Genomic DNA, 20,877 nt, shown 5'->3' on the forward strand with positions numbered 1-20,877 from the left:
TTGTTCGCATGCGTGCGGAGTCGGGGTCCAAGCAGAGGTCAGGGGCGTGGCGAGGGTGCCTGCTCGTCCTGGCCGTGCCGATCGTCGCGGGCGTGGTGCACCTCGCGCTGCCCGACGGCGGGTCCGACGCCCCCGGTGAGCCCTCGGCGGCCGCCTCCGCCGCCGCGCGGGCCGCGCACGGCAAGGAACGGCGCGCGGACGACGCGGTCGTCGCCGACGCCCCGCCCGGGCTGGCCGGGCCGGCCCTGAAGGAACTGGCGCAACGTTTCGTCTCCAGTGTGGAGAACTCCACCCTCGACTGGCGCACGGCGTACGGGGCGATCGAGGACACCGGTGACGGGCACGGCTACACCGCCGGGATCATCGGCTTCTGCACGGGCACCGACGACCTGCTGACCCTGGTGGAGCAGTACACCGAGGCCCATCCGGACAACGGTCTCGCCCGCTACCTGCCCGCCCTGCGCGCGGTGAACGGCTCGGACTCGCACGAGGGCCTCGATCCCGGGTTCACCGCCGCCTGGCGTGCCGAGGCGCGGGTGAAGGCGTTCCGCGAGGCGCAGGAGGAGGAGCGCGACCGGGTCTACTTCGATCCCGCAGTGCGGCTGGCCAAGCTGGACGGACTCGGGGCGCTGGGTCAGCTCGTCTACTACGACGCGATGGTGCTGCACGGCCCGGGCCTCGACGCCGACGGCTTCTACGGGCTGCGCGAGAAGGCGCTGCAACGCGCCGACCTGCCCTCGGACGGCGGCTCGCGCAAGGACTATCTGAACGCCTTCCTGGATGTGCGGCGCGCGGCGATCGAGCGGTCCGGCGCGGACCGTCCGCACGGCGACACCTCGCGTATCGACACGGCGTTGCGGACGTTCGTGGACAAGGGCTACTTCGAGCTGAGAATGCCACTGGAGTGGCGGGTGTACGGCGAGCGGTACCGCGTCGACCACGTGTCCTGAGGCCCGGGCGCACGGCCGGCTCCCCGGCTCGCCCTCAGCCCTCAGCCCTCAGCCCTCAGCCCTCAGCCCTCAGGCTCCCGGCTCCCGGCTCCCGGCTCCCGGCACAAGCAACGACGCCCGCCCAGGTGTCCGGTCGGGGACGGTGGGGCGGGCGCCGTTCGGGGGGCCCGGGGGAACTGGTTCACCCGGATGTCCCGCCCGTACGCCGTTGTACGGGACGTGTGTGCGACGACCTTACCGCCGGGCCTTCCGGCCCGGTCGCGGCGGGTCGCCGGTCCGGTGCCGGACGCCCGGCGGGCGGGCGTCCGGTTCCGCGTGCGTCAGACCGTCAGCGAACGGTCCGTCGGGCGGATCGGCGCGGGCAGGTCGCTCGCGCCGGTCAGGAAGCGGTCCGCGCCGCGTGCCGCGGAGCGGCCCTCGGCGATGGCCCACACGATGAGCGACTGGCCGCGGCCGGCGTCACCGGCGACGAACACACCGGGCACGTTGGTCTGGAAGTCGGCGTCGCGGGCGATGTTGCCGCGCTCGTCGAGGTCCAGGCCCAACTGCTCGACCAGGCCGTTCTCCTTGTCGGGGCCGGTGAAGCCCATGGCGAGGGTGACGAGCTGGGCGGGGATCTTGCGCTCGGTGCCCGGCTTCTGGTTCAGCCTGCCGTCGACGAACTCGACCTCGGTCAGGTGCAGCCACTGCACGTTGCCGTCCTCGTCGCCCTCGAAGTGGGTGGTGGAGACGGAGTAGAGCCGCTCACCGCCCTCCTCGTGCGCGGAGGTGACCTTGTACAGCATCGGGAAGGTCGGCCAGGGCTGGCTGACCGGGTTCCGCTCGGCGCCGGGCCGGGGCATGATCTCCAGCTGCGTCACGGAGGCCGCGCCCTGACGGTGGGCGGTGCCCACGCAGTCGGCGCCGGTGTCGCCGCCGCCGATGACGACGACGTGCTTGCCCTCGGCGGAGATCGGGGAGGTGACGTAGTCGCCCTCCTGGACCTTGTTCGACAGCGGCAGGTACTCCATCGCCTGGTGCACGCCCTTGAGTTCCCGGCCCGGGATGGGCAGGTCGCGGGCGGTGGTGGAGCCGGCGGCGATGACGACGGCGTCGTACCGCTTGCGCAGGTCGTCCGCCGTGACGTCGCGGCCGACCTCGACGCCGGTGCGGAAGCGGGTGCCCTCCGCGCGCATCTGCTCGATGCGGCGGTTGATGTGCCGCTTCTCCATCTTGAACTCGGGGATGCCGTAGCGGAGCAGGCCGCCGATGCGGTCGGCGCGCTCGTAGACGGCGACGGTGTGGCCGGCCCGGGTGAGCTGCTGGGCGGCGGCCAGTCCGGCCGGTCCCGAGCCGATCACGGCGACGGTCTTGCCGGACAGGCGCTCGGGGATCTGCGGCGTGACGTCACCGGTGTCCCACGCCTTGTCGATGATGGAGACCTCGACGTTCTTGATGGTGACCGGCGGCTGGTTGATGCCGAGGACGCACGCCGCCTCGCACGGGGCCGGGCACAGCCGCCCGGTGAACTCCGGGAAGTTGTTGGTGGCGTGCAGCCGCTCGGAGGCGGCGGACCAGTCCTCGCGGTAGGCGAAGTCGTTCCACTCCGGGATCAGGTTTCCGAGCGGGCAGCCGTTGTGGCAGAACGGGATGCCGCAGTCCATGCAGCGGCTGGCCTGCTTGGAGATGATCGGGAGCAGCGAGCCGGGAACGTAGACCTCGTTCCAGTCCCGCACCCGCTCCTCGACGGGGCGGGAACGGGCGACCTCGCGGCCGTGGTTGAGAAAGCCCTTGGGATCAGCCATTGGTCGCCGCCTCCATCATCTTCTCGGTGATCTCGTTCTCGGAGAGACCGGCACGCTCGGCGGCGTCCTTGGCGGCGAGCACGGCCTTGTAGGTGCTGGGAATGATCTTGCTGAAGCGGGTCACCGCGGTGTCCCACTCGGCGAGGAGCTTGGCGGCCACGGTGGAACCGGTCTCCTCCTGGTGGCGGCGCACGACCTCGTGCAGCCACTGCCGGTCGGCCTCGTCGAGCGCCTGGACGGCGTCGGTGTTGCCCGGGTTGACGTCGGCCGGGTCGAGGTCGATGACGTAGGCGACGCCGCCGGACATGCCGGCCGCGAAGTTGCGCCCGATGGGGCCGAGGACGACGGCGTGACCGCCGGTCATGTACTCGCAGCCGTGGTCGCCGACTCCCTCGGAGACGACGAGCGCCCCGGAGTTGCGGACGCAGAACCGCTCACCGGTGCGGCCGCGCAGGAACAGTTCGCCGCCGGTGGCGCCGTAGGCGAGGGTGTTGCCCGCGATGGTGGAGTACTCGGCGAGGTGGTCGGCGCCCCGGTCGGGGCGGACGATCACGCGGCCGCCGGACAGGCCCTTGCCGACGTAGTCGTTGGCGTCGCCCTCCAGGCGCAGGGTGATGCCGCGCGGCAGGAAGGCGCCGAAGGACTGGCCCGCGGAGCCGGTGAAGGTGATGTCGATGGTGTCGTCGGGCAGACCGGCGCCGCCGAACTTCTTCGTCACCTCGTGGCCGAGCATCGTGCCGACCGTGCGGTTGATGTTGCGGATGGCGACCTGGGCCCGCACCGGGGCCGCGTCGGTGGCGGCGTCGGCGGACAGGGCGTCGGCGGCCAGCTTGATGAGCTGGTTGTCGAGGGCCTTCTGCAGTCCGTGGTCCTGGGCGACGATCCGGTGGCGGGCGGCGCCCTCGGGCAGCGCGGGGACGTGGAACAGCGGGGCCAGGTCCAGGCCCTGTGCCTTCCAGTGGTCCACGGCCCGGGTGACGTCGAGGGCCTCGGCGTGGCCGACGGCCTCCTCGATGGAGCGGAAGCCCAGCTCGGCGAGGATCTCGCGGACCTCCTCCGCGATGAACCGGAAGAAGTTCACGATGTACTCGGCCTTGCCGGAGAACCGCTCGCGCAGCACCGGGTTCTGGGTGGCGATGCCGACCGGGCAGGTGTCCAGGTGGCAGACGCGCATCATGACGCAGCCGGAGACGACGAGCGGGGCGGTCGCGAAGCCGAACTCCTCGGCGCCGAGCAGCGCGGCGATGACGACGTCGCGGCCGGTCTTGAGCTGGCCGTCGGTCTGCACGACGATGCGGTCGCGCAGGCCGTTGAGCAGCAGGGTCTGCTGGGTCTCGGCGAGGCCGAGCTCCCAGGGGCCGCCCGCGTGCTTGAGCGAGGTCAGCGGGGAGGCGCCGGTGCCGCCGTCGTGGCCGGAGATCAGCACGACGTCCGCGTGGGCCTTGGACACGCCGGCCGCGACCGTGCCGACGCCGACCTCGGAGACCAGCTTCACGTGGATGCGGGCCTTGGGGTTGGCGTTCTTCAGGTCGTGGATGAGCTGGGCGAGGTCCTCGATGGAGTAGATGTCGTGGTGCGGCGGCGGGGAGATGAGGCCCACGCCCGGCGTCGAGTGCCGGGTCTTCGCCACCCACGGGTACACCTTGTGGCCGGGGAGCTGGCCGCCCTCGCCGGGCTTGGCGCCCTGGGCCATCTTGATCTGGATGTCGTCCGCGTTGACCAGGTACTCGCTGGTGACGCCGAAGCGGCCGGAGGCGACCTGCTTGATCGCCGAGCGGCGCGCCGGGTCGTACAGGCGCTCCGGGTCCTCGCCGCCCTCGCCGGTGTTCGACTTGGCGCCGAGCTGGTTCATGGCGATGGCGAGCGTCTCGTGCGCCTCGCGGGAGATGGAGCCGTAGGACATGGCGCCGGTGGAGAACCGCTTGACGATCTCGGAGGCCGGCTCGACCTCCTCGACCGGGATCGGGCTCCGGTCGGAGGTGAAGCCGAACAGGCCGCGCAGCGTCATCAGGCGCTCGGACTGCTCGTTCACGCGGTCCGTGTACTGCTTGAAGACGTCGTAGCGGCCGGTGCGGGTGGAGTGCTGGAGGCGGAAGACCGTCTCCGGGTCGAACAGGTGGGGCTCGCCCTCGCGGCGCCACTGGTACTCGCCGCCGATCTCCAGCGCGCGGTGCGCGGGGGCGATGCCGGTGGCCGGGTAGGCCTTGGCGTGCCGGGCGGCGACCTCCTCGGCGATGACGTCGATGCCGACGCCGCCGATCTTGGTGGTGGTGCCGTTGAAGTACGCGTCCACGAAGGAGTCGTCCAGGCCGACGGCCTCGAAGACCTGGGCTCCGCGGTAGGAGGCGACGGTGGAGATGCCCATCTTGGACATGACCTTCAGGACGCCCTTGCCGAGGGCGTAGATCAGGTTGCGGATGGCCTGCTCGGTCTCGATGCCGGACAGGAAGGTGCCGGCGCGGACCAGGTCCTCGACGGACTCCATCGCCAGGTAGGGGTTGACCGCGGCGGCGCCGTAGCCGATGAGCAGGGCGACGTGGTGCACCTCGCGGACGTCGCCGGCCTCGACGAGCAGTCCCACCTGGGTGCGCTGCTTGGTGCGGATCAGGTGATGGTGGACGGCCGAGGTGAGCAGCAGCGAGGGGATCGGCGCGTGCTCGGCGTCGGAGTGCCGGTCGGACAGGACGATCAGGTGGGCGCCGTTGCCGATGGCGGCGTCGGCCTCCGCGCAGATCTCCTCGAGGCGGGCGGCCAGCGCCTCGCCGCCGCCGGAGACCCGGAACAGTCCGGAGAGGGTGGCGGCCTTCATGCCGGGCATGTCGCCGTCGGCGTTGATGTGGATGAGCTTGGCCAGCTCGTCGTTGTCGATCACCGGGAAGGGCAGGGTGACGCTGCGGCAGGAGGCCGCGGTGGGCTCCAGCAGGTTGCCCGAGGGGCCGAGGGAGGAGCGCAGCGAGGTGACCAGTTCCTCGCGGATGGCGTCCAGCGGCGGGTTGGTGACCTGCGCGAAGAGCTGGGTGAAGTAGTCGAACAGCAGGCGCGGGCGCTCGGAGAGCGCGGCGATCGGGCTGTCGGTGCCCATCGAGCCGATCGGCTCGGCGCCGGCCTTGGCCATCGGCGCGAGGATGACGCGGAGTTCTTCCTCGGTGTAGCCGAAGGTCTGCTGGCGGCGGGTGACCGAGGCGTGGGTGTGCACGATGTGCTCGCGCTCGGGCAGGTCGGACAGCTCGATCTCGCCGGCCTGGAGCCACTCGGCGTAGGGCTGCTCGGCGGCGAGGGACGCCTTGATCTCGTCGTCCTCGATGATCCGGTGCTCGGCGGTGTCGACGAGGAACATGCGGCCCGGCTGGAGGCGGCCCTTGCGGACCACCCGGGCGGGGTCGATGTCGAGGACGCCGACCTCCGAGCCGAGGACGACGAGGCCGTCGTCGGTGACCCAGTAGCGGCCGGGGCGCAGGCCGTTGCGGTCGAGGACCGCGCCGACCTGGGTGCCGTCGGTGAAGGTGACGCAGGCCGGGCCGTCCCAGGGCTCCATCATCGTGGAGTGGTACGCGTAGAAGGCGCGGCGGTCGGCGTCCATGGAGGCGTGGTTCTCCCAGGCCTCCGGAATCATCATCAGCACGGAGTGCGGCAGGGAGCGGCCGCCGAGGTGCAGGAGCTCCAGGACCTCGTCGAAGGAGGCGGAGTCGGAGGCGTCCGGGGTGCAGACGGGGAAGAGGCGCTCGAGGTCGCGGGCCTCGGCGTTGCCGCCGCCGAGCAGGTCCGAGGCGAGCTGGGACTCGCGGGCGCGCATCCAGTTGCGGTTGCCCTTGACCGTGTTGATCTCGCCGTTGTGCGCGACGAAGCGGTACGGGTGGGCCAGCGGCCAGCTCGGGAAGGTGTTGGTGGAGAACCGGGAGTGCACCAGCGCGATCGCGGAGCCGAAGCGGCGGTCGGACAGGTCCGGGAAGAAGGGCTCGAGCTGGCCGGTGGTCAGCATGCCCTTGTAGACGATGGTCCGCGCGGACAGCGAGGGGAAGTACACGCCGGCCTCGCGCTCGGCGCGCTTGCGCAGGGCGAAGGCCTTGCGGTCCAGCGCGATGCCGGTGGAGGCGCCGTCGGCGACGAAGACCTGCCGGAAGGCGGGCATCGTGGCGCGGGCGGTGGAGCCGAGCAGTTCGGGGGCGACCGGCACCTCGCGCCAGCCGAGGACGGTCAGGCCCTCCTCGGCGGCGATGCCCTCGATGCGGTTGACGGCCTCGGCCGTCCCGGTCTCGGGCAGGAAGGCGATGCCCACGGCGTACGCGCCGGCCTCGGGGAGCTCGAATCCGGCCACCTCGCGGAAGAAGGCGTCCGGGACCTGGGACAGGATGCCGGCGCCGTCGCCCGAGTCGGGCTCGGAGCCGGTGGCACCGCGGTGTTCCAGGTTGCGCAGGACGGTGAGCGCCTGCTCGACCAGCGTGTGGCTCGCCTCACCGGTGAGCGTGGCCACGAAGCCGACGCCGCAGGCGTCGTGCTCGTTGCGCGGGTCGTACATGCCCTGTGCGGCAGGGCGAGCATCCATGAAGGACCAGTTCTGGCCAGTCGTGGAGTGCTGGGACGGCTGGCGCGTCGTACGCATCGGCTCTCCCGTCGTCGTCTGTGGCTGGGGTACGCGCCTCCCGCCGTCGGATCGCGGCCTGTGCGGGAGGGGCGGGTGCCGAGGGACGACGCTGGCCCTCTGCGGGAAGTGCGGCGCGGTGACACCGCGGCACTTCGACAAGTGCACTGCGCCATGCGTACGGGGACAAGTCCACATGAGCGCAAAATTTCGTGCAGATTACATGATGGAGGGATTCTCGGGAACCGGATACTCCGTTCCATCATGCGGACATCCGGGGGACATCCGGTGGACACACGCGGACATCCGTTGTGCGGTCGCCGGGGAGCGCGGCGGGGGTACCGCGCGCGACGACCGGGAAGGGGACGGACCGGGACGGGCAGATCGGTGACCGGCGGTCCGGTGTGGCGGGCGGTACCGCCCGGCCCACGGGGTGCGGCAGGCTTCATTGCCCACAGCGCTTACGGCTCATGCCCAGTGGCCGACTCGCCGAAACCAGCGGAACCGGCCGGGATTACCGAACAGTAGCGGCCCTTCGGAGGACCACGGAGGGCTGCTCCCCAGGGGATGATCACGCGGTGATACTTATACGGAGTCCCGCATAAGGCTGCGCACCTTATCCTACGACTCCGCCGAACACGCTGCCCAGGAGGTAGGTCACACCGGCCGCCGCGCCGCCCACCGCGAGCTGCCGCAGACCGCTGAACCACCAGCTGCGCGCGGTCACCCGGGCCACCACCGCACCGCACAGGAAGAGCCCGATGAGCGCCAGCAGCACGGCGGGCCAGATCACCGTGGCGCCCAGGAGGTAGGGCAGGACGGGAAGGAAGGCGCCGAGCGCGAAGGAGCCGAAGGAGGAGACGGCGGCGACCAGCGGGGAGGGCAGGTCACCGGGGTCGACGCCCAGTTCCTCGCGGGCGTGGATCTCCAGCGCCTGCTCGGGATCCTTGGAGAGCTGGCGGGCCACCTCGCGGGCGAGCGCCGGCTCCACGCCCCGCGTCTCGTACAGCGCGGCGAGCTCGGCCTCCTCGTCCTTGGGGTGCTTGCGCAGCTCGCGCCGCTCGACGTCCAGCTCGGCCTCGACCAGCTCCCGCTGGGAGGCGACGGAGGTGTACTCGCCGGCCGCCATCGAGAAGGCGCCGGCGGCGAGGCCCGCGAGTCCGGTGAGCACGATGGTGGACCGGCTCAGCTCGCCGCCCGCGACACCCGTCATCAGCGCCAGGTTGGAGACGAGGCCGTCCATCGCCCCGAACACGGCGGGGCGCAGCCAGCCGCCGTTGACGTCGCGGTGGGTGTGGTTGTCGCGATGCGCCTCGTGCAGCGCGGCACCGGTCTCGATGACGGCCATGCGGTCCCCCAAGGTGTGTGCGCGGGAAGTTTTCTGGACTGAATCCATACTTCGACAACACCTAAGTTACGCCGTCGATTCCATGGCCGCCAGCAAGGAAAGGCAGCCCTAACCTGGGCTTTTGCCGTGCGCGGCACCCCCTTCGATCGTACGTCCGGACGGTCGACCGGGTGACAGTAGGGCACTTCGTGCTCTTGTGAACCGCCGTTCGGGGACAGATCCGCCAGGGGTGTCCACGGACCGCGCTCCCACCGCGGGAGCGGCGCGCACGCCGTGCCCCCGGAAGGAGAGGCGCTCATGGCTTCCCCCGCCCGCACTCCCCCGGCCCGGACACGGGAGCGGCCCCCCGCCGGCGCCATCGACCCCGGCGACACCGCCGACACCGCCGATTCCGCCGGTCTCGTAGACGTCGGCGTTCTCGCACGCACCACCGACACCCGCGATCCCGCGGACACCGCGGACACCGCTGACACCGCTGACACCGGCGATCCCGCGGACACCGGCGCGCCCCTGGCCCGGCCGTCGGAGGAGCCCCGTTCTCCCGCCCCCGAGGGACGGCACGACCCGGCGGCCTCGGCACCGGTGGACCTGCGCGACCGGGCCCGGGGCGCGCTGCTCGGGCTGGCCGTCGGGGACGCGCTCGGCGCGCCCGCCGAGAACCTCAGGCCCTCCGAGATCCGGGCCCGTTGGGGCCGCGTCACCGGATACGTCACCGACCACCCGGCCGGCACGGACGACACCGAGTACGCGATGTTCTCCGGGCTGCTGCTGGCCCGGCACGGCTCGGCGCTCACCGTGGCGCACGTGGAGGCCGCCTGGCACCACTGGATCGCCGACCGCGACGAGGGCCCCTTCCGCGGCGCCGGGTTCAGCGAGCGGGGCACGCTGGAGAACCTGCGCCGGGGGCTGGCGGCGCCGATCTCCGCGCAGCACCGGCACGCCTGGAGCGACGGGCTCGCCATGCGGGCGGCGCCGTTCGGGGTCTTCGCCGCCGGACGGCCCGCCGAGGCGGCCCGGCTCGTCGCGATCGACGGCTCGGTCAGCCACGAGGGCGAGGGCATCTACGGCGGCCAGGCGGTGGCGGCCGGTGTCGCGGCGGCGATGGCCGGGGCGCCGGTCGGCGCGGTGGTCGCCTCCGCGCTGGCGGTCGTCCCCGAGGACTCCTGGACCGCCCGCTCCCTGCGCCGTGCGGTGACGGCGGCCCACCGGGGCGAACGCGCGGTCCGCTCCGCGGTGGTCGTCGGCGGCTACCCCTGGACCGACCTGGCCCCCGAGGCGGTCGCCCTCGCCTTCGGCGCCTACGCGGCGGCGGACGGCGAGTTCCGCGAGGCGGTGCTCACGGCCGTCAACATGGGGCGCGACGCCGACACGACTGCGGCGGTGACCGGTGCCCTGGCGGGCGCGACCGGGGGCGCCGGCGCCATCCCCGCCGACTGGGCCGCGGCCATCGGCCCCTCCCGCGGCACCTGCCTGCCCTCGATGCGCGGCCACCATGTGGAGGAGGTCGCGGACGCCCTGGTGACAGCGGCGACCCGCCCGGCTCCCACCACCCCACCGGTGACCAACGGGGCCGGCACCACCGCCGCCACCGACGCCACCGCCGCACCGCCCGGCCCGACGCCGGCGCGCGGCACGGCAGACGCGCGGGCCGCGGTAGGCGCGCAGGGCACGGCTGGTGCACCTGTCACGCCGGGTGCGCCGCCCGCCCCCGGCACCCTCGCCGACGCCGCGCCACCCGCGCGCGGCACGGCCGGCCGCGTCGCGGCGCCCTCCGCCGGGCCGGTCGCCCGTGTGCCGGGCGGCGCCATGCTCCGGGGGGCGGCCACCGCCCTCGCGGACACCACCCCGGCCCCGGAAACTACGAACCCCTCCCCGGCCCCGAAAGCCCCCGCACGGGGCACCCCCGCCACGGGCGCCGTTGCCGTCGAGGCCCCCCGGGCGCTCGCAGGGGGCACCCCCGTCGCAAGCGCCGTCACCGCCGCGGCTCCCCCGGTGTCGGACGCCTCCCCGGCCCGGGGTCTCGTGCTCGCCGCGGCCGACGAGGAGGCCGGCTCGTGAGCGCCGAGGTCCACGGTGACCCGCGCCGTACCGAGGGGCTCCTGCTCGGGCTGGCCGCCGGGGACGCCGCCGGGTGGCCCGCCGCGCGGCACCGGGCCGCCCGGATGCCGGACTGGACCCGGCGGCTGACCCGCGAGCTCGACACCTTCGCCGAGCAGAACGCGACCACCACCCTGCCCGTGCCCATCGCCCTCAACCAGCCCCCCGAGCCGCTGTGCCTCGGGCCCTCCGACGACGCCGAGTGGGCGGCCTTCACCGCCGAGGCCGTGCTGCGGGCGGGCGAGGGAGCCGTCCTCGGCGACCTCACCCACGACCGCCGCATACGCGCCGCGATCGACCTGTCCTGGAGCGCCGTCGCGGACGAGGTCGCCGCCGCCACGGACCGCGCCCCCGAGGTCGAGTCCGCCCTGCTCCCCCTGCGCGCCCGCATCTCGGTACGGGCCGGCCTCGGCAACCTCGCGGCCGGACTGCGCCCGCCCGCGACCGGCCACGACAATCCGCACTACTTCGACGACGCCGCCTGCGTACGGGCCTGCGTGCTGGCCGTCGCCCATCCCGGCGCACCCCGCCGCGCCGCCGACCTCGCCGAGTTCGACGCCCGCTACACCCAGGACGGGGACGGTGTGCACGGCGCCCGCGCGATGGCCGCCGCGCTGTCCCTCGCCCTGGCCGGCGAGGACGTCGCCGCGTGTGCCGGGGCCGCCCTCACGGAGCTTCCCGCGACGACCGAGATCGGCCGCAACGCCCGCCACGCCCTGGACCTCGCCGAGGGCTGCCCCGGTGCCTTCGCCCTGCTCCCGCTCCTGGAGCACAGGATCGTCGACCACGTCTACAGCTACGGCATCGCCGCCGCCGAGACCGTCCCCGTCGCGCTCGCCCTGGCGACGGCGGCCCGCGGGCGGATCGCCGAGGCGGTGCCGGCCGCCGCCTGCCTGTCCCGGGTCGCGGACTCGGCCCCGGCCCTGGCCGGCGCCCTCACCGGCGCGCTCGGCGGCGGCGCCGCGATCCCGGACACCTGGCGGGAGGCCTGCCGCACCCTCTCCGGCTGCGCGCTGCCCCGTCTCACCGGCACCGATCTCGTACACCTCGCCGAACTCCTGGCCTCCACGGAACCGGCCCGCACGGGAGGATGATTCGGACATGACGCCCACTCTTGACGAACGGATCACCGGCGCGCTGGTCGGTGCGGCCGTCGGCGACGCCCTCGGCGGACCGGTCGAGGGGTACAGCCCCGAGCAGATCACCGAACGGCACGGCGGCCGGATCCACGGCATCGTCGGCCCCTGGGACGGCGACCGCTGGCGCACCGCCCGCCCCCTCGCCCCGTACCACAAGGGCGACGGCCATGTCACCGACGACACCCTGCTGACCCATGCGCTGGTCCGGGTCTATGCCACGGTCCGCGACCACTTGGACGCGTACGACGTCGCCGAGCACCTGGTCCCGGAGCTGATCGGGCAGCCGCGCTGGATCCCGGAACTGGAGGCCGAGGCGCTGCCGCTGCAACGCGTCTTCCTCGCCGAGAAGTGGCTCGTGGCCCGCCTGCACTACGGCCATGTCGACCCCCGCGAGGCCGGCAACGGCAACATCGTCAACTGCGGGGCGGCGATGTACATGGCGCCGGTCGGCCTGGTCAACGCGGCCAACCCGGCGGGTGCGTACGCCGAGGCGCTCGACGTGGCGGGCGCCCACCAGTCCTCCTACGGCAGGGAGGCGGCCGGGGTGTTCGCGGCGGCGGTCGCGGCGGCCTGCGCGCCGGGCGCGAGTCCGGACTCGGTGGTGGCCGCGTGCCTGTCGCTGGCGAAGGACGGCACGCGGTCGGCGATCGAGGCGGTGTGCGAGACGGCCGCCCGGTACACGGACTTCGAGTCGGCGCTGGGCCCGCTGCGGCGGGCGGTGGAGCCGTACGACACCGTCGGCCCCGAATACCGCGCGCCCTCGCTCGGCGCCCGCCGCCCCTCCCGGCTGCACGCGATCGAGGAACTGCCCGTGGCACTGGGGATGCTGGTGGTCTCCGGCGGCGACCACCGGCACGCGGTGCTCGGCTCGGTCAACTACGGCCGGGACTGCGACTCCATCGCGACCATGGCGGGCGCGCTCGCGGGCGCCCTGGGCTCACCCGCGCCGGACGAGTGGGCGAAGACGGTCGCCGAGGCGAGCCGTCTGGACCTGACGGCCCCGGCGCACACGCTCGCGGAGGTCGCGCGCGAGGTGTTCGCCCGCGACGTGGCACGGCGCCGGGCGCACGAGGCCGCGTTCGCGGGGATGCGCGACGGGGCCGCCGGGGAGGTCGGCTGACATGCTGCGCGTCACCTGGGTACAGCCGGAGGACCTGCTGGGGCACGAACTGCGCCAGGCCGAGCAGGACGGCCGTCGCCCCGAGGCGATCGCGCGCCGCTGGGCGGCGGCGGGCGGCCCCGAGGCCCCGGCACGGGCGGGCGCCTCCCCGCAGCCCGTCTCCCGCTATCTGCGGCTGCTGGCCGAGGACCTCCTGGACGAACTGGCCGACCTGCCCAGCCGACTGGCGGACGAGGAGCCGACGGACCTCGCCGCCATCAGGGCCACCCGCACCACCCTCCCGGCACCGCCCGCGCACCCCGCGCGCCCCGCGCCGCCCGCGCACCCCGCGCCGTCCGCGCCCACCGCCCCCTCCCCCGCCGCGCTGGAGGCGTCCTGGCTGGGCCGGGCCGTGGGCTGCCTCCTCGGCAGGCCGGTGGAGAAGCTTCCCCTCGCCACCCTCCGGGAGGTCGCCGCGGCCACCGGCAACCGGCCGCTCACCGGCTACTTCACCGCTCGCGGCCTGCCCCCGGAGCTGGCCGCCGCCCCGCCGTGGAACCGCCGCGCCGCCCCCACCTCCCTCGCCGAGAACATCGACGGCATGCCCGAGGACGACGACCTCAACTACCCCGTCCTGGGCCTGCTCCTGCTCCAGCGCCACGGCCGCGCGTTCACCACCGCCGACGTGGCCCGCCTCTGGCTCGAGGAACTCCCGGCGGGCCGCACCTTCACCGCCGAACGCGTCGCCTACCGCAACCTCCTGTGCGGCATCGAGCCCCCGTCCACCGCCCGCCACCGCAACCCGTTCCGCGAATGGATCGGCGCCCTCATCCGCGCCGACGTCCACGGCTGGACCCACCCCGGCGACCCGGTGGCCGCCGCCGACCAGGCGCACCGCGACGCCACCCTCACGCACACCGCGAACGGGGTCTACGCGGCGATGTTCACCGCCGCCGTGCTCGCGACGGCCGCCACCGGAACCCACGACGTGCACGACTGCCTGGCCGCCGGGCTGGGCGTCGTACCGCCCCGCTCACGGCTCGCCCGGGCCGTCCGGCAGGCGATCGAACTGGCGCGGGAGGAGCGGGACTTCGACACGGTCGTCGACCGGCTGCACGAGGTGCACCGCGGCTACCACTGGGTGCACTCCGTCCCCAACACCGCGCTGATCGCCGCCGCCCTCACCCACGCGGACGGCGACTTCTCCGCCTCCCTCTGCCGTGCCGTCTCCGGCGGCTGGGACACCGACTCCAACGGGGCGGCCGTCGGCAGCGTCGCCGGGCTGCTCGCGGGCGATCCCGCCGCGCTGCCGGAGCACTGGACCGCCCCGCTGAAGAACCGGCTCGCCACCTCCGTCGGCGACTTCGACGGCGTCGGCTTCGACACCCTCGCCCAGCTCACCCACCGGGAGATCCACCGCCCATGACCGCCCCTCAGGACCAGGCACCCCCGTCCGCCCCCGTCCCGCCGCTGGCCGGTCTGCGCGTCCTCGACGTGGCCACCCTCTTCGCGGGCCCCCTCGCCGCCACCCTGCTCGGCGACTTCGGCGCGGAGGTCGTCAAGGTCGAGCACCCGGCCAAGCCGGACCCCTGCCGCGGCCACGGCCCCGCCAAGGACGGGGTCGGCCTGTGGTGGAAGCTGCTCGGCCGCAACAAACGGACCGTCACCGCCGATCTGTCCACGCCGGGCGGCCGGTCCGTCCTGCTCCGGCTGGCCGCGCACGCCGACGTGCTCGTGGAGAACTTCCGCCCCGGCACGCTGGAGAAGTGGGACCTGGGCTGGGAGGAGCTGTCCGCCGTCAATCCCCGACTCGTGCTGGCCCGGGTCACCGCCTTCGGCCAGTTCGGCCCCTACGCGCACCGGCCGGGCTTCGGCACGCTCGCCGAGGCGATGAGCGGCTTCGCCGCGATCACCGGCGAGCCGGACGCCCCGCCCACCCTGCCGCCGTTCGGTCTCGCCGACTCCATCGCGGGCCTGACCACCGCGTACGCGGTGATGACCGCGCTCGCCGCGCGCGAGCGCACCGGGCGGGGCCAGGTCGTCGACATGGCGATCATCGAGCCGATCCTCACCGTGCTCGGCCCCCAGCCGGTCTGGTACGACCAGCTCGGCTACGTCCAGCCGCGCACCGGCAACCGGTCCACCAACAACGCGCCCCGCAACACCTACCGCACCGCCGACGGCGGCTGGGTCGCCGTCTCCACCTCCGCGCAGTCGGTCGCCGAACGGCTGATGGACCTGGTCGGCCGCCCCGACCTCGCCGCCCGGCCCTGGTTCACGAGCGGCGCCGGGCGGGCCGCGCACGCGGAGGAGCTGGACGCGGCGGTCGGCGGGTGGATCGCCGCGCGCACCCGCGAGGAGGTGCTCGCGGAGTTCGAGAAGGCGGAGGCGGCCGTCGCCCCCGTGCAGGACGTGCGGGAGGTGCTGACCGACCCGCAGTACCAGGCGCTCGGCACCTTCGCCACCGTCCCCGAGGACCCCGAGCTGGGCGTGCTGCGCATGCAGAACGTGCTGTTCCGGCTGTCCGCGACACCCGGCGCGATCCGCTGGGCGGGACGGCCGCACGGTGCCGACACCGACGCGGTCCTCGGTGAGCTGGGCCTCACGGCCGCCGAGATCGCGGCGCTGCGCGCCGAGGAGGCCGTGTGATCACCGAGGTCCTGCCGCTGACCTGGCTGTACGCGCCCGGGGACCGGCCGGACGTGGTGGGCAAGGCGCTGGACTCGGGGGCGGACGTGGTGCTGATCGACTTGGAGGACGCGGTCGCCCCCGACCGCAAGGAGTACGCCCGCACGGCGACGGCGGACCGGCTGCGGGAGCGGCAGCCGGTGCCGGTCCATGTACGGGTCAACGCGCTGGACGGGCCCTGGGTGAAGGGCGATCTCAAGGCGCTGTCCGGGCTGCCGGGGTTGTCGGGGCTCCGGCTGCCGAAGGTGACCTCGCCCCGGGAGGTGGTGCGGGTGGCGGAGCTGACGGGCCCGGCGCGGGCGGCCCAGGACGGCGAGGTCGCGTTGCACGCCCTGCTGGAATCGGCGCTCGGGGTGGAGCACGCCTTCGCCATCGCGTGCGCGCATCCCGCGCTGCGCGGGATCGCGCTGGGCGAGGCCGATCTGCGGGCCGATCTGGGGGTGCGGGAGGACAGGGGTCTGGACTGGTCGCGCTCCCGGGTGGTGGCGGCCGCGCGGGCGGCGGGTCTGCCGGCGCCCGCGCAGTCGGTGTTCCCCGACGTCCGGGACCTGGAGGGGCTGGCCGCGTCCTGCACGCGCGGGCGCGCCCTGGGATTCCTGGGGCGCGCGGCCATCCATCCGCGTCAGCTCCCGGTCATCGAGCAGGCGTACCTGCCGACGCCGAAGGAGATCGTGGAGGCGGAGCAGATCGCCCGGGCGGCCACCGCCACGGCGGGTGCCCAGGCCCTGCCCGACGGGCGTTTCATCGACGCGGCGGTGGTGGCGGTCGCCCACCGCACCCTGACCCTGGCCCGCCGCCGGCGCTGAACCGGGCGGGACGGGACGCGCCGGGGGCGCCGCACGAGTTCCGTGCGGCGCCCCCGGTCGTGCCGAGTGCGGTGTCGGCGGCCTCAGCTCTCCCCGGCCGTCGGCGCCGACTTCGAGGAAGCGCCGGCCGCGGCCTTGTCCTCGCCCGCGGCCTTCGGCGCCGCCGTGGCACCCCCCTTGTCCTCGGCCTTGGCGCCCTCGGCCTTCGCGTCTTCGGCCTTCGCGTCTTCGGCCTTCGCGTCTTCGGCCTTCGCGCCCTCTGTCTTAGCGCCCTCGACCTTCGCGCCCTCTGTCGTGGTGCCCTCGGCCTTCGCGCCTTCGACGGGCTCCTCGGCCTCCGGGGAGGCGGCCTCCGCGTCCGGCCCGCCGGGCACGTCCGCCTCCGGCTCCACGATCTCCTCGCGGCCCGGCCGCTTCTTCGCCGAGACGATGATGTAGGCGACGGCCAGCAGGAACACGATCAGCGCGGTCCAGTCGTTGAGCCGCAGACCGAGGAAGTGGTGGGCGTCGTCGACGCGCATGTACTCGATCCAGGCGCGGCCCACGCAGTACGCCGCCACGTACACGGCGAAGGCCCGGCCGTGGCCGAGCTTGAAGCGCCGGTCGGCCCAGATGACCAGCAGGGCGACGCCGATGCACCACAGCGACTCGTAGAGGAACGTCGGGTGGTAGTAGCCCGGTACCCGGCCGCCCTCGTCGGAGGTGATGTGCAACGCCCACGGCAGATGGGTCTCGCGGCCGTACAGCTCCTGGTTGAACCAGTTGCCCCAGCGTCCGAGCGCCTGTGCGACGGCGATGCCGGGCGCGATGGCGTCGGCGTAGGCCGGCAGGGGGATGCCCCGGCGGCGGCAGCCGATCCAGGCGCCGACCGCGCCGAGGGCGATGGCACCCCAGATGCCGAGGCCGCCCTGCCAGATCTTGAAGGCGTCCACCCAGTCGCGACCCTCGCTGAAGTACAGCTCGTAGTCGGTGATGACGTGGTAGAGCCGTCCGCCGACGAGGCCGAACGGCACGGCCCAGACCGCGATGTCGGCCACCGTGCCGGCCCGGCCGCCGCGGGCGATCCAGCGCTTGTTGCCGAGCCAGACGGCCACGAAGACGCCGATGATGATGCAGAACGCGTAGCCGCGCAGCGGAATGGGGCCAAGGGGCAGCTCTCCGCGCGACGGGCTGGGAATATAGGCAAGGTACATGGCAGGGTCGACGCTACCGTGCCGACCCTGTGGCGCGGCAACCCGACGGGATACGGCTCCATAACGTACGCCCCGGTAACCGGGGCCCCGGCAGGCGCCGGAACGCCGTCCCCGCCCGGGTCATTTCCTGTTCGCCGCCTCGACCATCTGCTTGAGCTTCGCCGGGGTCATGGAGCGGTCCTCGATGAGGTTCTTGCCGTCGAGGAGCACGGTGGGCGTGCCGCCGAAGCCTCCGTCCTGGAAGGCGGCGTTGGACTTGTCCACCCAGGTGTTGTGCGTGCCGTCCTCGACGCAGGAGCGGAACGCCGGGGTGTCGAGCCCGTCGACCTTCTTCGCCAGGTCGATCAGCTTGGCGTCCTGCGCGAAGGCGTCCTCCGTCTCCGGCGGCTGGTTGTCGTAGAGCACGTCGTGGTAGGCGGTGAACTTCCCCGCGTCCTGGGCGCAGGCGGCCGCGTTCGCCGCGTGGCGGGAGCCGCTGCCGCGGGTGTTGCCGTCGATGAGGGTGGCCAGGTGGTACTGGACCTTGAGCTGTCCGGCGTCGACCAGTTCGTGGATCGTCGCGCGGTAGGTCTTCTCGAAGGCCTGGCAGGCCGGGCAGCGGAAGTCCTCCCAGACGGCGAGGCTGGCCTTGGCGGAGTCCTTGCCGACGGGGATGGCCAGGGCGTCCTTGCCGACCGCCCCGGAGGGGGCGACCGCCGGGCCGGAGGTCTCGCTCTTGTCCTCCTTGCCGGAGTTCGCGGCCAGCACGCCGCCGACGGCCGCGAGGCCCAGCACGCCGATCACCGCGGCCCCGATGATCAGCCCGCGGCGGCGCTTGTCGGCGGCCTTCTGCTTCTCGCGCTCCTCCGCCAGCCGCTGCCGGGCTGTGCGCTTTCCCTCACGGTTCTTCTCGCTCACATCCGGCAGAACGAACCGGGGAGGCGCAGCGCGCCTCCCCGGCCCCAGGTCCACCCGTTCGAGTGAGTGGACGTCGTCGTATTGATCGCTGGACGCCTACCGCCGGGCCCCGCAGACCCCGGCCGCGAGTTCGCCCGCCAGCTCCCGCACGGCCCTCAGTCCGGCCGCCTCGTCCGGCGCGTCCAGCATCCGCTTCACGAACGCCGAACCGACGATCACGCCGTCGGCGAAGCCGGCCACCTCGGCGGCCTGGGCCGCGTTCGAGACGCCGAGGCCCACGCAGACGGGCAGGTCGGAGCGGGTGGCGCGGGTCCGCTCCACCAGGTCATGGGCCTGCGCGCCGACCGACTCGCGGGTGCCGGTGACGCCCATCAGCGAGGCCGCGTACACGAAGCCGCTGCCGGCTCCGGTGATCTCGGCGAGCCGGGCGTCCTTGCTGCTGGGCGCCACCACGAAGACGGTCGCGAGACCGTGCTTCTCGGCGTGCTCCCGCCACAGCGCCGACTCCTGCACCGGCAGGTCGGGCAGGATGCAGCCGGCGCCCCCGGCCTCGGCGAGCTCGGCGGTGAAGCGCTCGACGCCGTAGCGGTCGATCGGGTTCCAGTACGTCATGACGAGGACGGGCTTGCCGGTGGCCGCGTGGGCCTCCCGGACGGTCCGCATGACGTCCGCGATCCGCACCCCGCCGCGCAGGGCGATGTCGTCGGCGGTCTGGATGACGGGGCCGTCCAGGACGGGGTCGCTGTGTGGCAGGCCGACCTCGACGACGTCGGCGCCGCCGTCGAAGACCTCCTTGATGGCGGCGATGCCGCCGTCCACGGTCGGGAACCCGGCCGGGAGGTAGGCGATGAGCGCGGCCCGGTCCTCCGCCTTCGCGGCGGCGAGGGTGTCGCGCAGGAGTTGGATGGTGCCGCTCACTTGGCGTCCCCCTCGATCTCCGCGGTGTCGGCGGCGTCGGCCGCCACCTCCGCGTCGGTGTCGTACAGCCCGAAGTACCGGGCGGCGGTGTCCATGTCCTTGTCGCCGCGTCCGGAGAGGTTGACCACGATCAGCCCCTCCGGGCCCAGCTCCCGGCCCACCTCCAGGGCGCCGGCCAGGGCGTGGGCGCTCTCGATGGCCGGGATGATGCCCTCGGTGCGCGACAGCAGGCGCAGCGCCTGCATGGCGGCGTCGTCGGTGACCGCGCGGTACTCGCCGCGGCCGCTGTCCTTGAGGTAGGCGTGCTCGGGGCCGATTCCCGGGTAGTCGAGGCCGGCCGAGATCGAGTACGGCTCGGTGATCTGGCCCTCCTCGTCCTGGAGCACGTAGGACCGCGAGCCGTGCAGGATGCCGGGCTCGCCGGCGGTGAGGGTGGCGGCGTGCTCGCCGGTCTCCACCCCGTGTCCGGCCGGCTCGCAGCCGATCAGGCGCACGCCCTCGTCGGGGATGAAGGCGTGGAACAGGCCGATGGCGTTGGAGCCGCCGCCGACGCAGGCCACGGCGGCGTCGGGCAGCCGTCCGGCGCGCTCCAGGAGCTGGCGGCGGGCCTCGACGCCGATGACCCGGTGGAAGTCGCGGACCATCGCCGGGAAGGGGTGCGGTCCGGCGACGGTGCCGAACAGGTAGTGGGTGCGGTCGACGTTGGCGACCCAGTCGCGGAACGCCTCGTTGATGGCGTCCTTCAGGGTGCGGCTGCCGGACTTCACGGCGACGACCTCCGCGCCGAGCATCCGCATCCGGGCCACGTTGAGGGCCTGGCGCCGGGTGTCGATCTCGCCCATGTAGATGGTGCACTCGAGGCCGAACAGCGCGCAGGCGGTCGCCGTGGCCACGCCGTGCTGGCCGGCGCCGGTCTCGGCGATGACCCGGGTCTTGCCCATCCGCTTGGTCAGCAGGGCCTGGCCGAGCACATTGTTGATCTTGTGCGAGCCGGTGTGGTTGAGGTCCTCGCGCTTGAGGAAGACCCGGGGGCCCCCGGCGTGCTCGGCGAACCGGGGCACCTCCGTCAGGGCGCTGGGCCGGCCGGTGTAGTCGACCATCAGCGCGTTGAGCTCGCGGGCGAACTCGGGGTCCGACTTCGCCTTGTCGTACTCGACGGCGACCTCGTCCACGGCGGCGACGAGGGCCTCCGGGATGAACTTGCCGCCGAAGGCGCCGAAGTAGCCCTCGGCGCTCGGGACGTGACCCTCGGGGTCGGGAATGAAGAACTCGCTGGACATGGGATACCTCGTGGGCACAGGGCCCTGGGGTCGTCTTCGGACGGGGTGTACGTGCGACGTGTGCGTACGCGCGCGGGAAGCCCATGCCGTCCCGTGGCC

General features: G+C 73.7%; 14 protein-coding genes. 7 read left to right on the plus strand and 7 right to left on the minus strand.

The features are described 5' to 3' along the window. Positions 1–8: 8 nt before the first annotated feature. Positions 9–950, plus strand: a complete 942-nt coding sequence (locus OHB09_RS07965) for a chitosanase (protein ID WP_319352326.1) — start codon at positions 9–11, stop codon at positions 948–950. Between the two features lie 320 nt (positions 951–1,270). Here the strand turns inward: OHB09_RS07965 and OHB09_RS07970 are convergent, their stop codons facing one another. From OHB09_RS07970 to OHB09_RS07980, 3 genes are all read right to left on the minus strand, one after another. Next, a complete protein-coding gene (locus tag OHB09_RS07970) occupies positions 1,271–2,734 on the minus strand; it encodes a glutamate synthase subunit beta (RefSeq protein ID WP_006143516.1) in 1,464 nt (487 codons plus the stop codon). Then, a complete protein-coding gene (gltB, locus tag OHB09_RS07975) occupies positions 2,727–7,250 on the minus strand; it encodes a glutamate synthase large subunit (protein WP_449336655.1) in 4,524 nt (1,507 codons plus the stop codon). Before gltB ends, OHB09_RS07970 begins: the two co-directional genes overlap by 8 nt. Before the next feature lie 679 nt (positions 7,251–7,929). After that, entirely contained in the window at positions 7,930–8,661 is a 732-nt protein-coding gene (locus OHB09_RS07980) for a VIT1/CCC1 transporter family protein (RefSeq protein WP_191852853.1), read from the minus strand. A gap of 297 nt (positions 8,662–8,958) precedes the next feature. On the opposite strand from OHB09_RS07980, the gene OHB09_RS07985 reads away from it, so the two are divergent. The 6 genes from OHB09_RS07985 to OHB09_RS08010 are packed head-to-tail and all read left to right on the plus strand — an operon-like array spanning position 8,959 to position 16,490. Continuing rightward, positions 8,959–10,719, plus strand: coding sequence for an ADP-ribosylglycohydrolase family protein (locus OHB09_RS07985; protein ID WP_328921772.1), 1,761 nt, complete (start codon positions 8,959–8,961; stop codon positions 10,717–10,719). Beyond that, positions 10,716–11,852 (plus strand): ADP-ribosylglycohydrolase family protein, encoded by a 1,137-nt coding sequence (locus OHB09_RS07990; RefSeq protein WP_328921773.1) that lies wholly within the window; start codon positions 10,716–10,718, stop codon positions 11,850–11,852. The genes OHB09_RS07985 and OHB09_RS07990 overlap by 4 nt, the downstream gene beginning before the upstream one ends. Before the next feature lie 7 nt (positions 11,853–11,859). Further along, positions 11,860–13,017 carry an ADP-ribosylglycohydrolase family protein gene (locus tag OHB09_RS07995; protein ID WP_328921774.1) on the plus strand — a complete coding sequence of 386 codons (1,158 nt, stop codon included), beginning with the start codon at positions 11,860–11,862 and terminating at the stop codon, positions 13,015–13,017. A gap of 1 nt (position 13,018) precedes the next feature. Continuing rightward, positions 13,019–14,422, plus strand: coding sequence for an ADP-ribosylglycohydrolase family protein (locus OHB09_RS08000; protein WP_328921775.1), 1,404 nt, complete (start codon positions 13,019–13,021; stop codon positions 14,420–14,422). Continuing rightward, positions 14,419–15,645, plus strand: coding sequence for a CaiB/BaiF CoA transferase family protein (locus OHB09_RS08005; protein WP_328921776.1), 1,227 nt, complete (start codon positions 14,419–14,421; stop codon positions 15,643–15,645). Before OHB09_RS08000 ends, OHB09_RS08005 begins: the two co-directional genes overlap by 4 nt. Further along, the gene (locus OHB09_RS08010; RefSeq protein WP_328919066.1) at positions 15,642–16,490 is read left to right on the plus strand and encodes an HpcH/HpaI aldolase/citrate lyase family protein; all 849 of its coding nucleotides are present in this window, start codon (positions 15,642–15,644) and stop codon (positions 16,488–16,490) included. The genes OHB09_RS08005 and OHB09_RS08010 overlap by 4 nt, the downstream gene beginning before the upstream one ends. Before the next feature lie 83 nt (positions 16,491–16,573). On the opposite strand, the gene lgt is transcribed toward OHB09_RS08010, so the two are convergent. From lgt to trpB, 4 genes are all read right to left on the minus strand, one after another. Then, complete coding sequence (gene lgt / locus OHB09_RS08015; protein ID WP_328921777.1) at positions 16,574–17,683, minus strand: prolipoprotein diacylglyceryl transferase; 1,110 nt, start codon at positions 17,681–17,683, stop codon at positions 16,574–16,576. A 120-nt stretch (positions 17,684–17,803) separates the two neighbouring features. Beyond that, positions 17,804–18,580: a DsbA family protein gene (locus OHB09_RS08020; protein WP_176945091.1), complete on the minus strand. Its 777-nt coding sequence runs from the start codon at positions 18,578–18,580 to the stop codon at positions 17,804–17,806. Positions 18,581–18,676: 96 nt separating this feature from the next. Then, complete coding sequence (trpA, locus tag OHB09_RS08025; protein WP_328921778.1) at positions 18,677–19,498, minus strand: tryptophan synthase subunit alpha; 822 nt, start codon at positions 19,496–19,498, stop codon at positions 18,677–18,679. Further along, on the minus strand, positions 19,495–20,778 hold the full coding sequence (trpB, locus tag OHB09_RS08030; RefSeq protein WP_328921779.1) for a tryptophan synthase subunit beta: 1,284 nt from the start codon (positions 20,776–20,778) through the stop codon (positions 19,495–19,497). The genes trpA and trpB overlap by 4 nt, the downstream gene beginning before the upstream one ends. Positions 20,779–20,877: the final 99 nt, after the last annotated feature.

The sequence above is a fragment of the Streptomyces griseoaurantiacus genome, assembly GCF_036189845.1.
Taxonomy (GTDB): domain Bacteria; phylum Actinomycetota; class Actinomycetes; order Streptomycetales; family Streptomycetaceae; genus Streptomyces; species Streptomyces griseoaurantiacus.

Bases quoted from the DNA above. Each gene is read 5' to 3' on its own strand.
- OHB09_RS07980 (WP_191852853.1), bottom strand. From the start codon at position 8,661: ATGGCCGTCATCGAGACCGGTGCCGCGCTGCACGAGGCGCATCGCGAC.
- gltB (WP_449336655.1), bottom strand. From the start codon at position 7,250: ATGTACGACCCGCGCAACGAGCACGACGCCTGCGGCGTCGGCTTCGTG.
- OHB09_RS07965 (WP_319352326.1), top strand. From the start codon at position 9: ATGCGTGCGGAGTCGGGGTCCAAGCAGAGGTCAGGGGCGTGGCGAGGG.
- lgt (WP_328921777.1), bottom strand. From the start codon at position 17,683: ATGTACCTTGCCTATATTCCCAGCCCGTCGCGCGGAGAGCTGCCCCTT.
- trpB (WP_328921779.1), bottom strand. From the start codon at position 20,778: ATGTCCAGCGAGTTCTTCATTCCCGACCCCGAGGGTCACGTCCCGAGC.
- OHB09_RS07970 (WP_006143516.1), bottom strand. From the start codon at position 2,734: ATGGCTGATCCCAAGGGCTTTCTCAACCACGGCCGCGAGGTCGCCCGT.
- OHB09_RS08000 (WP_328921775.1), top strand. From the start codon at position 13,019: ATGCTGCGCGTCACCTGGGTACAGCCGGAGGACCTGCTGGGGCACGAA.
- OHB09_RS07985 (WP_328921772.1), top strand. From the start codon at position 8,959: ATGGCTTCCCCCGCCCGCACTCCCCCGGCCCGGACACGGGAGCGGCCC.
- OHB09_RS08005 (WP_328921776.1), top strand. From the start codon at position 14,419: ATGACCGCCCCTCAGGACCAGGCACCCCCGTCCGCCCCCGTCCCGCCG.
- OHB09_RS07995 (WP_328921774.1), top strand. From the start codon at position 11,860: ATGACGCCCACTCTTGACGAACGGATCACCGGCGCGCTGGTCGGTGCG.